The sequence below is a fragment of the Streptomyces capitiformicae genome (genome assembly GCF_002214185.1).
Lineage (GTDB): Bacteria > Actinomycetota > Actinomycetes > Streptomycetales > Streptomycetaceae > Streptomyces > Streptomyces capitiformicae.
This window is the reverse complement of the sequence record NZ_CP022161.1, coordinates 3,174,676-3,186,799: the sequence shown is the minus strand read 5'-3', so window position 1 is coordinate 3,186,799 and position 12,124 is coordinate 3,174,676. Positions and strand designations below refer to the sequence as shown.

Sequence of the window (12,124 nt, the reverse complement as noted above, 5' to 3'; positions counted from 1 at the left end):
GAACTGCGCGATCAGCCATGTACTGGCCGCAGTCGCGCTATGACGTGAACCCCCGAGCTGTCAGGCGCCCGGCTGTTCCGCTACCGCTGTCTTCGCCATGGTCGAGTCCGCCGGAGTCGTGTGCGGTGGGAAGAGGGACAGGACCGCTTGGCGGTGGGCTTCGTCGGTGTCGTCGTCGTAGGGGTCCGGCGTGGCCGGTACCTGGACGCGGAGGACGGGACCGGTGCCCAGGCGGGCATAGCCGCGTCCGGGTGGGGCGTCAGGGGTGGGGGTCGTGGGAGGCGGGGCGCCCAGGAACGCGGTGAGTTGGTCTGGAGTGGCGGGGCCGAGGACCACTCGGGCCCGGGTGTGCTGGCGTACCGCGTCCGTGAGGGTGTCCAGGTGGTCGAACTGTTCGGCCACGGCGACCGTGACGTTGGCGGCGCGGCCGTGGCGGAGGGGGACCTGGAGGAGGGACTGCGGGTCGGGGCGGCCGTCGGCGGCGGCGAGGTCGGCCAGCGCGCTCGGGCGGTCCAGCAGGAGCCAGAGCGGGCGTTTGATGTCGTCCGGTGGTGGGTCGCCGGCCTGGCGGGCCCGGTTCGTGGCGATGAGGCGGCGCTCGGTCTCCTGAGACGCCCACTCCAGGCCCGCCAGGGCCCCGGAGAGGCCGCACTCCACGGCCAGGACCCCGTCCCGGCCGCTCAGACAGGCGTAGTCACCGCTGCCCCCGCCGTCGACGATGACGACGTCGCCGTCCCGCAGAGCCTGGAGGGCGATGGAGCGCAACAGGGTCGTCGTACCGCTGCCCGGCTGGCCCACGGCCAGCAGATGGGGCTCGGTGGAGCGGACGCCGGTGCGCCAGACGACCGGCGGTACGTCGCGTGTCCCCTCTTCGAAGGAGAGAGGGAGGGTGCGCTGTACGTGGGCCGCGTCGGTGAAGCCGATGACCGTCTCGCCCGGTGCCGTCACGAAGTGCTGGGCGGCGATGTCGGTGGCGAGCGGGGCGAGGACGGTGACGGTGAGTTCGTTGTCCTCCTCGTCCCAGGTGAAGCGGTACTCCCGGCCGCGACCCGCCTTGGTGTGCAGCAGGTGTTCGATGCGGGCGCGGGCCTCGGGCTCGCCGTCGGTGAAGTACGCCGGGTAGCGGATCAGCAGGTGTGAGACGCGGCCGGTGCCGTCGAAGGCGTAGGTGGGGAAGGCCTTGTCCCAGGCGCCGCCGTGTGAGAAGAGCGGGTCGGGGTCCTCGGCGGCCGAGAAGTACGGCACCAAGGCCTCGTAGAGGGAGCGAAGACGCTGGGTCTGGGATTCGTCCGGGCCGGCCTCCTGGGCGCCGCGCTCACGGCCCGACCAGGCTGCCGCCGCCATCAGCGCGATGACGGCGAGCAGTGGTCCGTACGGCACCAGGGTCACGACCAGGAGCATCGAGGCCGCCAGGAACAGCAGTGACCCGCGCCGGTCCTTCGGGGTCTCGGCCCACCTGCGCCGCCCGGCCGCGGCCAGCCGGCGCAGTCCACGGGCGATCGTGATCAGCGGATGGAGGACGTCGGTGGCGCCGTCGGCCGCCGTCCGGGCCAGCTCCCGGCTCCTGGTGAGGTGCGTGCTGCCGCTGCTCAGAATGCGGGGGAGAGTGACCCGGGCCACGGCTGTCTCCTGGAGGTGCGTACGGATGGGTACGGGGTCAGAACTTGATCCCGCCGAGGAGGCTCGCGAGGCTCTCGCCGCCCGCCGTGATGCTCGGGGCGATGCCCGTACTGGCGAGGTAGAAGCCGAACAGCGTGACGACGATGCAGTGCGAGGCCTTGAGGCCGTCCTTGCGGAAGAACAGGAAGACGATGACGCCGAGCAGGACGACGCCGGAGATATTGAGGATCATGCGGGCTCTCCTGGTTGGTGGGGACAGTCACCATGAGTTCTTCCAGGGTCACCGCATGTATCCATATGATTAAAGGTGCAATTGGGTGAAATTCGGCTTGTTTCACCTGAGTGGCTGAGTCCTTGTTGCGCCGTACGGGCTGGGCTGTTGCGTCCGGCCCGGCTCGATGTGATCTTTGCCTCGGCCGTCACCGCTCAAGTGCGCGAGGAGCCAGTACTCTGGCGATTGCTTCTGGAGCGTACGGCGCGTAGTGAGAGGTGGTCCCGGCGATGAGCGAAGCCCCCGACTCCGAGGTCGTGGAGCTGGCGACCAAGATCTTCGATCTGGCCCGGCGGGGCGAGACCGAGGCGCTCGTGGCATATGTGGACGCGGGTGTTCCGGCCAACCTCACCAACGACCGCGGCGACTCGCTCGTGATGCTCGCCGCCTACCACGGTCACGCCGACGCCGTCCAGGAACTCCTGGCGCGTGGCGGCGAGGCCGACCGCGTCAACGACCGAGGCCAGACTCCCCTCGCCGGGGCGGTTTTCAAGGGCGAGGAAGGGGTCATCCGGGTTCTCCTGGCGGGCGGGGCCGACCCGCTCGCGGGCACGCCGAACGCGGTCGACACCGCCCGGATGTTCGGCAAGACCGAACTGCTCGAACTGTTCGGCGCACACTGATCCACATGTTCTGACCAGGAAAAACAACAGATACGGGGGAGGCGGTACAGGGCCGCCGGAAATTTCGGTCGCGGCAGGAAGAACCGCCGGGTCATCATGACGTCGTGATTCACGGACGCGATGGCTGGGCAGGTGTTGCCGCACCACGTGGACCGTGATGCGGTCCGCATGGGCCACTGACGAGAGGCAGAGGAAAATGGTCTACAGCAAGCAGGAAACGGCGGGCGCCCCGACGTGTTGTCACGCGGCCAGGTAAAGCAAGATCCCGGTTGCGTCGACGCTTGATGTGAGGCTGTTTCCCATGTTCGAACCGGTCATAGCGCCCAGCGGTACGCTGCTCGGCCTGCTGCAGCGAGGCCGCGGCGACGGCACGCTGCACGCGCTCACCGCCCCGCGGGCCGAGGCGCTCGCGGCGCTGAACCACTGTGTGCTGAGCGACCCCCGCCACGACTGGCAGGTGGAGAACCGCTCCCTGTACTACGCCCGGCTCTACCTCGACCTGAGTGGCGAGCTCGACGAGATTGAGCGGCACCTCTTCGACGCCGAGGACGTGCTCGACACCTGCGAGTCACGCACCGGACTCGCCCTCGCGGTCCTCGGGCACCTCGCCTCATACGGCAGGCGGGACGCGCTCGAACTATTGCGCAGGTACGCCGCCGTGGGCACCAGCTGGGCCTGGGCTCTGGACGAGCTGGCCCTCAGGGACGACGACGAAGGGCTACGGGCCCTCGCCGAACCCGTCCTGGCCCGCTTCACCACCGATCCCGAGGGCGAGGCCGAACTCGCCGCCGTCGTCCGGGACGCCTTCGAGCCCCGGCCCTGGCGGCTGTGGGCCGAGGACCCCCGCGAAGCGATCGCCACACGCGTGCGTGCTGCGCAGGAGGCCGGGTCCTTCGACCGCTGGCAGCGGCAGATGCGACCGAGCGGGCCCCGGCCGGGGTGGAGCGTCAGCGCCGTGTTCGAGTGGGCCCAACAGGGCATCGAACGGGGAGCCGTGCTCCATGTGCCGGCCGCCCGGTGTCTCGCGGCCGTCGCGGCACCCGAGGACCGGCCGGAGATCCTGGAGGCCGCCCGGTCCGGCGACGACGGCGCCCGCTGTACCGCCCTGCGCTACCTCGCCGACGGCAACGATCCCGAAGCCCTCGACCTGATCGAGGGCGCGGTGACCGATGGCACGACAATGGTCGTGGACGCCGCCGTGGACGCGTTCGAACGGATGCGCAGTATGGCCGCCGTCGACCGAGCCCGCGGCTGGGTGCACCGGCCGGACGCGCTGGGCGCGGCCGCCGGGCGCATGCTCGCCTGTCGGGGCGGCACCAAGGACAGCGATCTGGTGCTGGGCGCATTGCGGGAGGCCGTACGGGGCGAAGGCCCCGACGCGCCGACCCTGTGGACCCTCGTCGACGGCACCGGACGGCTCGGCATCGTCTGTGCCGCCCCCGTGCTGCGCCACATCTACCGCGAGACCGCCTCCTCCCACCTACGTGGCCGCGCCGCCCGTGCGCTCGCCGCGACCGACCCCTCCTTCCCGGCCGGCTTCGCCGTCGAGTGCCTCTGGGACTGCGAGGAGACCACCCGCGAGATCGCCGCCCGGCACGCCGAGACAGGTGACGCCCGCGTCGTCGACCAGCTCCGCCGCCTGGCCGCGGACCCCGCCGAGGAGGCCGAGGTCCAGACAGCCGTACGCAGCCGTATCGGACCTGACATGCCCGCAATGTGAACACCAGGCGACTCGGAGGTCAGGAGGGCATGGACGCGGGCTGACCCGGACAGGTGTGCAGCGCAACGCTCATGGGACGTTCCCCGCCCGGAAAGATCCACGTTGACGCGGCCACGTCCAGCACGACGACAACACCCGTATGCGTGTCGTCATAGTGACCGAGTCCTTTCCCCCCGATGTGAACGGCGTGGCCCACTGCGCCCTGCAGACCGCGCGGCACCTTGTCGCACGCGGTCACGCCCCGCTCGTCGTGGCCCCGACCACCGCCTCCGGCGTCGGAGCCGCAGCCGATCTTCAGGCGCCGTGCCCCGTCGTCCGCGTGCCCTCCCTTCCGCTCCCGGGCTACCCCCAGGTCCGCGTCGCCCTGCCCAGCCGCAGAGTCGCCGCGGCGATCGTCGAACACCGGGCCGACATCGTCCACCTGGCCAGCCCCTTCGTCCTCGGTGTGCGCGGCATGGCGGCCGCCGCGCGCCTCGGCATCCCCGCCGTCGCCATCTACCAGACCGACCTCGCCGGCTACGCCCGCACCTACGTGCACGCCGGTGAGGCGGCGGCCTGGCGGCGCATCCGCTCCGTGCACGCCGCCGCCGACCGCACCCTCGCCCCCTCCACCGTGGCCCTGCGCGACCTGGAGGCCCACGGCGTGCCCCGGGTCAGCCTGTGGCCACGCGGCGTCGACACCGTCCGCTTCCGCCCCGACCTGCGCGACGAGGCACTGCGCCGCGAGCTGGCCCCGGATGGCGAGCTGATCGTCGGCTACGTCGGCCGCCTCGCCCCGGAGAAGCAGGTCGAACTGCTGGCCGGGGTGTGCGGTCTGGACGGTGTGCGCGTCGTCGTCGTGGGCGACGGGCCCAGCGAACCCGGGTTGCGCGAGACCCTGCCGGGCGCCGTCTTCCTGGGCCGCCGCACCGGCGACGATCTCGCCCGCATCTTCGCCTCGCTGGACGTCTTCGCCCACACCGGCCCGTTCGAGACCTTCTGCCAGACCGTCCAGGAGGCCATGGCGAGCGGCGTGCCCGTCGTCGCCCCCGCCGCCGGCGGCCCGCTGGACCTTGTGGCCCACGGCCGTACCGGGCTTCTGGTGCCGCCGCGCGACGCTGCCGCCGTACGGGACGCCGTGTGTTCGCTGGCCGCCGATCCGGCGCTGCGGGCCGCGTACGGGGCCGCCGGCCGGGCCATGGTCGAGGGCCGCACCTGGGCGGCCGTCGGCGATCAGCTCATCGGGCACTACGCCGATGTGCTGGCCGCGCGGACGGTGGTGGCGGCATGAGTCGGCGGACCGACGGCCTGCGGATCGTGCGCCTCGCCAACTTCGTGGCGCCCGCCTCGGGCGGGCTGCGCACCGCGCTGCGCGAGCTGGGCAAGGGGTTCAAGGCGGCCGGGCACGAGCCGGTGCTGGTCGTCCCCGGTGAGCGCCACACCGACCGCGAGACCGAGCAGGGGCGGATCATCACCCTGCCCGGCCCGCTGCTGCCCGGCACCGGCGGCTACCGGGTCCTCGTGGACAAGCGGCGGGTGGCCAGGCTCCTGGAGTCGCTGGAGCCCGACCGCCTGGAGGTCTCCGACCGCACCACGCTGCGCTGGACCGGGGCCTGGGCGCGCCGGGCCAGGGTGCCAGCCGTGATGGTCTCGCACGAGACCGCCGACGGTGTGCTGCGCACCTGGGGGCTGTCCGAGGCGATGGCCCGGCGGACCGCCGACGCCCTCAACGTCCGTACGGCCCACACCTATTCACGGGTGGTGTGCACCACGGAGTTCGCGGAACGGGAGTTCGTGCGGATCGGCGCCCGGAACGTCGTACGGGCCCCGCTGGGCGTCGACCTGGAGGGGCGGGACCCCGCGTTGCGGGATCCGGCGCTGCGGGAGCGGCACGCGCGCGTGGACGAGGTTCTGCTGGTGATGTGCTCCCGGCTGTCGGTGGAGAAGCGGCCCGGTACGGCGATCGACGCGCTGGAGGCGCTGCTGCGGCGCGGACAGCGGGCCGTGCTGGTGGTGGCCGGGGACGGGCCGCTGCGGGGCCGGCTCGAACAGCGGGCCAAGGGGCTGCCGGTGACCTTCCTGGGGCATGTGGCCGACCGCGACATGCTCGGCGGCCTGCAGGCCTCCGCCGATGTGTGCCTGGCGCCCGGCCCCGCCGAGACGTTCGGGCTCGCCGCGCTGGAGGCGATGGCCTGCGGCACGCCGGTGGTGGCGAGCTCCTCGTCCGCGCTGCCCGAGGTCGTCGGCTCGGCCGGGGCGACGGCCGCGGACACCGGCGAGTCCTTCGCAGACGCCGTCGAACTCCTGCTGGACCGCCCGGAGCGGGAGCGCAGGGAAGCGGCACGCGCGCGTGCCGAGTGCTTCGGCTGGCAGACCGCGGTGGACGCGTTCCTCACCGCGCACGACGCGAGCGTCGGGCGCCCGGCCCGCTCGATATGGGAGGGCGTCGGATGAGACCCCTCCGTTTCGTGGCCCTCGGCGACTCCCTCACCGAAGGCGTCGGCGACCCGGTCGGAGGAGGCTGGCGGGGCTGGGCCGCCCTGCTCGCCGAGGGGCTCGGCCCCGCCGTGGACTTCACCAACCTCGCCCTCAGCGGGTCCCAGACCCGCGACGTGCTGGAACGGCAGCTGCCCGCCGCGCTCGAACTCCGCCCGGACATCGCCTCCGTCGTCATCGGCGTCAACGACACCCTGCGCTGCACCTTCGACATCCACGCCGTCGCCGCCCGCCTGGACGGGGTGTACCGGACCTTCCGGGAGCGGGAGACCCTGCTGCTCACGGCCTGTCTGCCCGACCCCGGGGCCATGCTCGGCCTGCCCGGAGCGCTCGCCAGGCCGCTCGCCCGGCGGCAGCGGGCCGTCAACACCGTGGTCCACGCGCTGTCCGAGCGCTACGGGGCGGTCCATCTGCACGCCTCGGAGGGCGCCTGGCTGACGGACCGCGCGATGTGGAGCGCCGACCGGCTGCACCCCGGCGAGCGGGGGCATCGGCAGCTCGCCGTCCGCTTCCACGCCCTGCTCGCGCAGACGGGGATCGCGACGGGGCCCGGCCCTTCCCCCGAGCCCGAGTTCCCCGTGCCCACCCGCGGTGCCAGCCTGTGGTGGCTGGCCACGGCGGGTACGGGCTGGGTCGCCCGGCGGTGCACCGACCTGCTTCCGCAGCTCCTCACGCTGGCCGCCGCCGAGGTACGCCACAAGGCCCGCGGCACCAGCGCCCGGCTGGACCTGTCCGCCTCCCATGCGGTGGCGTCGGCGCTGGCGGCGCTGTCGGTGTCCGGGCCGGAACACCGGCCGGAGGTGGCGTGAGGCGGGCCCCGGAACGAAGCTCGGCGGCGGTCCCCGGAACGATGCTCAGCGGCGGTCCCCGGAACGATGCTCAGCGGCGGTGCCGGAACGATGCTCAGCGGCGGTGCCGGAACGATGCTCAGCGGCGGTGCCGGAACGATGCTCAGCGGCGGTGCCGTACGGCGACGAACCGCACCGGTGTGCCCGGGGTGGCCTGGGCCGCGCCGGGCAGGTCCGCCGGGTGGACGACCGCGATCACCGGGTAGCCGCCGGTGGTCGGGTGGTCGGCGAGGAAGACGACCGGGCGGCCGTCCGGCGGCACCTGGACGGCGCCCAGCACCATTCCCTCACTGGGGAGTTCACCCGCCCGGGAACGCTCCAGGGCGGGTCCCTCCGTACGCAGGCCGATGCGGTTGCTCGCGGACGAGACGGCGTAGGGGCGCGTGGTGAGGATGCCCAGGGCCGCGTCCGTGAACCAGTCCTCGCGGGGGCCCAGCGTGACGCGCAGGACGAGTTCCGAGGGCGGCGCCGGATGCGGAACGACGTCCACGCGCGCGTGCGCCCCGCTGGGCCGTCCCAGGGGGAGCACGGTGCCGTCCGTCAGTGGTGGGGGACCGAGGCCCGACAGCAGGTCGGTCGAGCGGCTGCCCAGCACCGGCTCGACGGCCACACCGCCGGAGACGGCGAGATAGCTCCTTACGCCGGAGCGCGCGGCCCCGATGTCGAGCAGGGCGCCGCCGGGGACCCGTACGGGGGCTCCCCAGGGCGCCGGGCGGCCGTCCACGGTGACGGGGCAGGGGGCGCCCGCGACGGCCATGGTGACCGTCGAGCGGGGGCGTACGGAACAGCCGTTGAGGGTGGTCTCCAGGACGGCCGCCTCCGTGGGGTTGCCCACCAGGCGGTTCACCAGGGTGGCCGCGGGCGCGTCGAGGGCGCCCGAACGCGGCACTCCGAGGTGGGCATGGCCGGGCCGCCCCTGGTCCTGGACGGTGGTGAGCGCGCCGGCGCGGACGACGGCGAGGGCGCGGTCGGTCACGCCGCCGCCACCGGTGTGAAGCGGACGCGGGTGCCCGGCGCCAACAGGGCGGCCGGCACGCGCGCGTGGTCCCACAGGACCGTGTCCGTCGTACCGATCAGCTGCCAGCCGCCCGGGGAGGAGCGCGGGTAGACACCGGTGTACGGGCCGGCCAGGGCGACGGAACCCGCCGGGACGGCCGTGCGCGGCGTGGCCCGGCGCGGCACCTCGCGGGGCAGCCCGGTGAGATAGCCGAAGCCCGGTGCGAAACCGCAGAAGGCGACCCGGAACTCGGCCGCCGCGTGGATCCGGGCCACTTCGGCCTCGTCGACACCCCAGTGGGCGGCGACGTCCGGCAGATCGGGACCGTCGTACCGTACGGGGATCTCCACGACGTCCTCCGCGCGCCGGGGGACGGGCGGTATCTCCCAGGAGGCGAGGCGCTCGGCGAGGCGGGACGGGGCGTCGAGGCCGTCCAGAAGGACCGTACGGGCCGCGGGGACCATCTCGGCCACCGAGAGCTCACCCGTCGCGCGGCGGCGCAGGAGCTCGGCGTGCAGGGCCTCGGCCTCCTCGCCCGTGGCCACCTCGATCAGCAGCGCGCGGTCCCCGACCGGCAGCGCCCTCATGCGAACGCCTCCACGGGTACGCCCGAGGCCGCCAGCTCGGCCCGCACCCGACGGGCCAGCTCCACCGCGCCCGGTGTGTCGCCGTGCAGGCACAGGGAGCGCGCGCGGACGGGGATGCGCTCCCCGGAGTGGGAGACGACCGTGCCGGTGCGGGCCAGGTCGACGGACCGCTCGACCACCGCGTCGGCGTCGGTGATCACGGCACCGCCCTGACCGCGCGGAACCAGGGTGCCCTGGTCCGTGTACGCGCGGTCCGCGAACGCCTCCGTGACGGCAGGCAGCCCGGCCCGCTCGGCCACCTTGAGAAAGCGAGAGCCGGGCAGGCCGAGAACGGGCAGCGTGGCGTCGGCGAGGACCACTCCGTCGACCACCGCCGCCGCCTGCTCCTCGTCGTGCACGACACGGTTGTAGAGCGCACCGTGCGGCTTCACGTACGACACGCGCGTGCCCGCCGCGCGCGCGAAGACCTCCAGGGCGCCGATCTGGTACGCCACCTCGGCCGTCAGTTCGTCGGGAGGCACGTCCATCGCGCGCCGCCCGAACCCCGCCAGATCGCGGTACGACACCTGGGCACCGACCCGTACGCCGCGCTCGGCCGCCAACTCGCACACCTTCCGCATGGTGGCCGCGTCCCCGGCGTGGAAGCCGCAGGCCACGTTGGCGCTGGTGACGACGGACAGCAGTTGCTCGTCGTCGGTCAGCTGCCAGCGGCCGAAGCCCTCGCCGAGGTCGGCGTTGAGATCGATGGAGATCATGGTTCCCATTCTGCTGGTCATCCCCGGCGGGCTTTCCGCCGGTCAGGCCACGCGGTACTGCTCGTCACGGGCGTCGGTCACGAACATCTGGCCCGGTGCGTGGGTGATCGCGAACGGCGGGCGCGAGGCCATCACCGCGGCCTGTGGGGTGACCCCGCAGGCCCAGAACACCGGGATGTCGTCCGGCTCGGCCTCCACCGGGTCGCCGAAGTCCGGGCGGGACATGTCCGCGATGCCGAGGCCCGCCGCCTCGCCGCAGTGCACCGGGCCGCCGTGCACGGCGGGGAGCAGGCTGCTCTCCCGGATCGCGGCGGCCAGATGCGCGGGCGGCACCGGGCGCATCGACACCACCATGGGGCCGCGCAACCGCCCTGCGGGGCGGCACTGGCGGCCGGTGACGTACATGGGGACATTGCGGCCCTGCTCGATGTGGCGCATCGGGACACCCGCCTCGCTGAGCGCCCACTCGAAGGTGAAGCTGCAGCCGATCAGGAACGACACCAGGTCGTCCCGCCAGACATCGACCACGTCGGTGGGCTCGGCCACCAACTCGCCGTGCTCCCAGACGCGGTAGCGCGGCAGATCGGTGCGCAGGTCCGCGCCCTCCGCCAGCGGAGTCGTCCACGAACCGGCGTCCGTGACGTCGAGCACCGGGCACGGCTTCGGGTTGCGCTGGCAGAACAGCAGCATGTCGTAGGCCCAGTCGGCCGGTACCGAGATCAGGTTCGCCTGGGTGCGGCCGGCTGCGACCCCGGCGGTGGGACCCGACACCCCCGAGCGGAACCGGGCGCGAGCCTTGTCGGGGGTCCACGCGTGCGCGTGCGGGTCGACGAGGGTCAAGGGACGGTCATGGACGAGGGCAGAGGGACGGTCCTGGGTGGTGGTCACGTGGTTCACACGAGCTCCTTTCCGCGCGTCTCCGGAAGACCGAGCAGCGCCACCGCCGCGAGGCCGTAACCGATCGCGCCGAAGACCAGCGCGCCGCCCACGCCCCAGCTGTCCGCGAGGAAACCGACCGTCGTCGGGAAGACGGCGCCCACCGCGCGCCCGGTGTTGTATGTGAAGCCCTGCCCGGTGCCGCGTACGGCCGACGGATACAGCTCGCTCAGGAACGAGCCGAAGCCACTGAAGATCGCCGACATACAGAACCCGAGCGGGAAACCGAGCACCAGGAGAAGGGTGTTGGCGCCGCTGGGGATGTTCGCGTACGCCAGGATGCAGATCGCCGAGAGCATCGCGAAGAGCCAGATGTTGCGCCTGCGGCCCAGCCGGTCGGTGAGATAACCGCCGGTGAGGTAGCCGATGAAGGCACCGGAGATCAGGAACGTGAGGTAGCCGCCGGTGCCGACGACGGACAGGTCGCGCTCGGTCTTCAGGTACGTCGGCACCCAGGTCGCCAGCGTGTAGTAGCCGCCCTGGACGCCGGTGGAGAGCAGCACGGCGAACACGGTCGTGCGCAGCAGACCGGGAGCGGTGGCCGTGGCGGGCCGGAAGATCGCGGCGAAAGAGCCCTTCTCGGTGCTCTTCTCGCGGGCGGCGGCCGCCTCCGGGGCGTCCTTGACCTGACGGCGCACCCAGACGACGAGCAGCGCGGGCAGGGCGCCGGTCCAGAACATGATGCGCCAGGCGAGGTCCTCGTCGGCGAGGGAGAACACGACGGTGTAGACGATCGCGGCCAGCGCCCAGCCGACGGCCCAGGAACTCTGGATCGCGCCGAGCGTGCGCCCCCGGTGTTTGGCGCTCGCGTACTCGGCGACCAGGATCGCGCCGACCGCCCACTCACCGCCGAAGCCCAGACCCTGAAGGGCCCGGAACACCAGCAGCGTCTCGTAGTTGGGCGCGAAGCCGCAGGCCACCGTGAAGACCGCGTACGTGGCCACGGTGATCATCAGCGCCTTCACCCGCCCGATCCGGTCCGCGAGCACCCCCGCGGCGGCGCCACCGATCGCCGAGACGACCAGCGTGACCGTGGTGAACAGGCCCGTCTGGCCGCTGTCCAGGCCGAAGTAGGCCGCCAGCGCGACCATGCTCAACGGCAGCGTGAAGTAGTCGTACGAGTCGAGGGCATAGCCGCCGAACGCGCCGCCGAACGCGCGGCGGCCCTGCGGCCCGAGTGCGCGCAGCCAGCCGAACGCGCCGCCGTCCGGGGCCTGTTCGCCCGACTTGGGCAGGGCTGTGGTCGTCGTGGCGGGGGAGGGAGGGGTCGTGCTCATGGGCACCTCGCAGTG

General features: G+C 73.0%; 12 protein-coding genes. 5 read left to right on the top strand and 7 right to left on the bottom strand.

The genetic code is table 11. The annotated features are described in order from the left end of the window. Window positions 1–60 precede the first annotated feature (60 nt). Both CES90_RS14120 and CES90_RS14115 read right to left on the bottom strand, forming a co-directional pair. Window positions 61–1,620 carry a hypothetical protein gene (locus tag CES90_RS14120; RefSeq protein WP_189785129.1) on the bottom strand — a complete coding sequence of 520 codons (1,560 nt, stop codon included), beginning with the start codon at window positions 1,618–1,620 and terminating at the stop codon, window positions 61–63. A 37-nt stretch (window positions 1,621–1,657) separates the two neighbouring features. Then, window positions 1,658–1,852, bottom strand: coding sequence for a hypothetical protein (locus CES90_RS14115; protein WP_005485586.1), 195 nt, complete (start codon window positions 1,850–1,852; stop codon window positions 1,658–1,660). Window positions 1,853–2,121: 269 nt separating this feature from the next. On the opposite strand from CES90_RS14115, the gene CES90_RS14110 reads away from it, so the two are divergent. From CES90_RS14110 to CES90_RS14090, 5 genes are all read left to right on the top strand, one after another. Next, window positions 2,122–2,514 carry an ankyrin repeat domain-containing protein gene (locus tag CES90_RS14110; RefSeq protein ID WP_189785128.1) on the top strand — a complete coding sequence of 131 codons (393 nt, stop codon included), beginning with the start codon at window positions 2,122–2,124 and terminating at the stop codon, window positions 2,512–2,514. 301 nt (window positions 2,515–2,815) lie between these two features. After that, complete coding sequence (locus CES90_RS14105) at window positions 2,816–4,234, top strand: HEAT repeat domain-containing protein (protein WP_189785127.1); 1,419 nt, start codon at window positions 2,816–2,818, stop codon at window positions 4,232–4,234. Between the two features lie 139 nt (window positions 4,235–4,373). Next, entirely contained in the window at window positions 4,374–5,504 is a 1,131-nt protein-coding gene (locus CES90_RS14100; protein ID WP_189785126.1) for a glycosyltransferase family 4 protein, read from the top strand. After that, the gene (locus CES90_RS14095; protein WP_189785125.1) at window positions 5,501–6,667 is read left to right on the top strand and encodes a glycosyltransferase; all 1,167 of its coding nucleotides are present in this window, start codon (window positions 5,501–5,503) and stop codon (window positions 6,665–6,667) included. The genes CES90_RS14100 and CES90_RS14095 overlap by 4 nt, the downstream gene beginning before the upstream one ends. Further along, window positions 6,664–7,518: an SGNH/GDSL hydrolase family protein gene (locus CES90_RS14090; RefSeq protein WP_189785124.1), complete on the top strand. Its 855-nt coding sequence runs from the start codon at window positions 6,664–6,666 to the stop codon at window positions 7,516–7,518. Before CES90_RS14095 ends, CES90_RS14090 begins: the two co-directional genes overlap by 4 nt. Window positions 7,519–7,660: 142 nt before the next feature. On the opposite strand, the gene CES90_RS14080 is transcribed toward CES90_RS14090, so the two are convergent. The 5 genes from CES90_RS14080 to CES90_RS14060 are packed head-to-tail and all read right to left on the bottom strand — an operon-like array spanning window position 7,661 to window position 12,109. Next, window positions 7,661–8,533: a 5-oxoprolinase subunit C family protein gene (locus CES90_RS14080; protein ID WP_189785123.1), complete on the bottom strand. Its 873-nt coding sequence runs from the start codon at window positions 8,531–8,533 to the stop codon at window positions 7,661–7,663. Then, complete coding sequence (locus CES90_RS14075; RefSeq protein ID WP_189785122.1) at window positions 8,530–9,141, bottom strand: 5-oxoprolinase subunit B family protein; 612 nt, start codon at window positions 9,139–9,141, stop codon at window positions 8,530–8,532. Before CES90_RS14075 ends, CES90_RS14080 begins: the two co-directional genes overlap by 4 nt. After that, on the bottom strand, window positions 9,138–9,896 hold the full coding sequence (locus CES90_RS14070) for a LamB/YcsF family protein (RefSeq protein ID WP_189785121.1): 759 nt from the start codon (window positions 9,894–9,896) through the stop codon (window positions 9,138–9,140). The genes CES90_RS14075 and CES90_RS14070 overlap by 4 nt, the downstream gene beginning before the upstream one ends. 42 nt (window positions 9,897–9,938) lie before the next feature. Further along, complete coding sequence (locus CES90_RS14065) at window positions 9,939–10,793, bottom strand: putative hydro-lyase (protein WP_373313470.1); 855 nt, start codon at window positions 10,791–10,793, stop codon at window positions 9,939–9,941. Next, entirely contained in the window at window positions 10,790–12,109 is a 1,320-nt protein-coding gene (locus CES90_RS14060) for an MFS transporter (RefSeq protein ID WP_189785120.1), read from the bottom strand. Before CES90_RS14060 ends, CES90_RS14065 begins: the two co-directional genes overlap by 4 nt. Window positions 12,110–12,124 lie beyond the last annotated feature (15 nt).

What these genes read in the sequence shown, in the direction of transcription:
- CES90_RS14115 (WP_005485586.1), bottom strand. Translation starts at nt 1,852, where the DNA reads ATGATCCTCAATATCTCCGGCGTCGTCCTGCTCGGCGTCATCGTCTTC.
- CES90_RS14110 (WP_189785128.1), top strand. Translation starts at nt 2,122, where the DNA reads ATGAGCGAAGCCCCCGACTCCGAGGTCGTGGAGCTGGCGACCAAGATC.
- CES90_RS14075 (WP_189785122.1), bottom strand. Translation starts at nt 9,141, where the DNA reads ATGAGGGCGCTGCCGGTCGGGGACCGCGCGCTGCTGATCGAGGTGGCC.
- CES90_RS14105 (WP_189785127.1), top strand. Translation starts at nt 2,816, where the DNA reads ATGTTCGAACCGGTCATAGCGCCCAGCGGTACGCTGCTCGGCCTGCTG.
- CES90_RS14095 (WP_189785125.1), top strand. Translation starts at nt 5,501, where the DNA reads ATGAGTCGGCGGACCGACGGCCTGCGGATCGTGCGCCTCGCCAACTTC.
- CES90_RS14100 (WP_189785126.1), top strand. Translation starts at nt 4,374, where the DNA reads ATGCGTGTCGTCATAGTGACCGAGTCCTTTCCCCCCGATGTGAACGGC.
- CES90_RS14090 (WP_189785124.1), top strand. Translation starts at nt 6,664, where the DNA reads ATGAGACCCCTCCGTTTCGTGGCCCTCGGCGACTCCCTCACCGAAGGC.
- CES90_RS14070 (WP_189785121.1), bottom strand. Translation starts at nt 9,896, where the DNA reads ATGATCTCCATCGATCTCAACGCCGACCTCGGCGAGGGCTTCGGCCGC.
- CES90_RS14060 (WP_189785120.1), bottom strand. Translation starts at nt 12,109, where the DNA reads ATGAGCACGACCCCTCCCTCCCCCGCCACGACGACCACAGCCCTGCCC.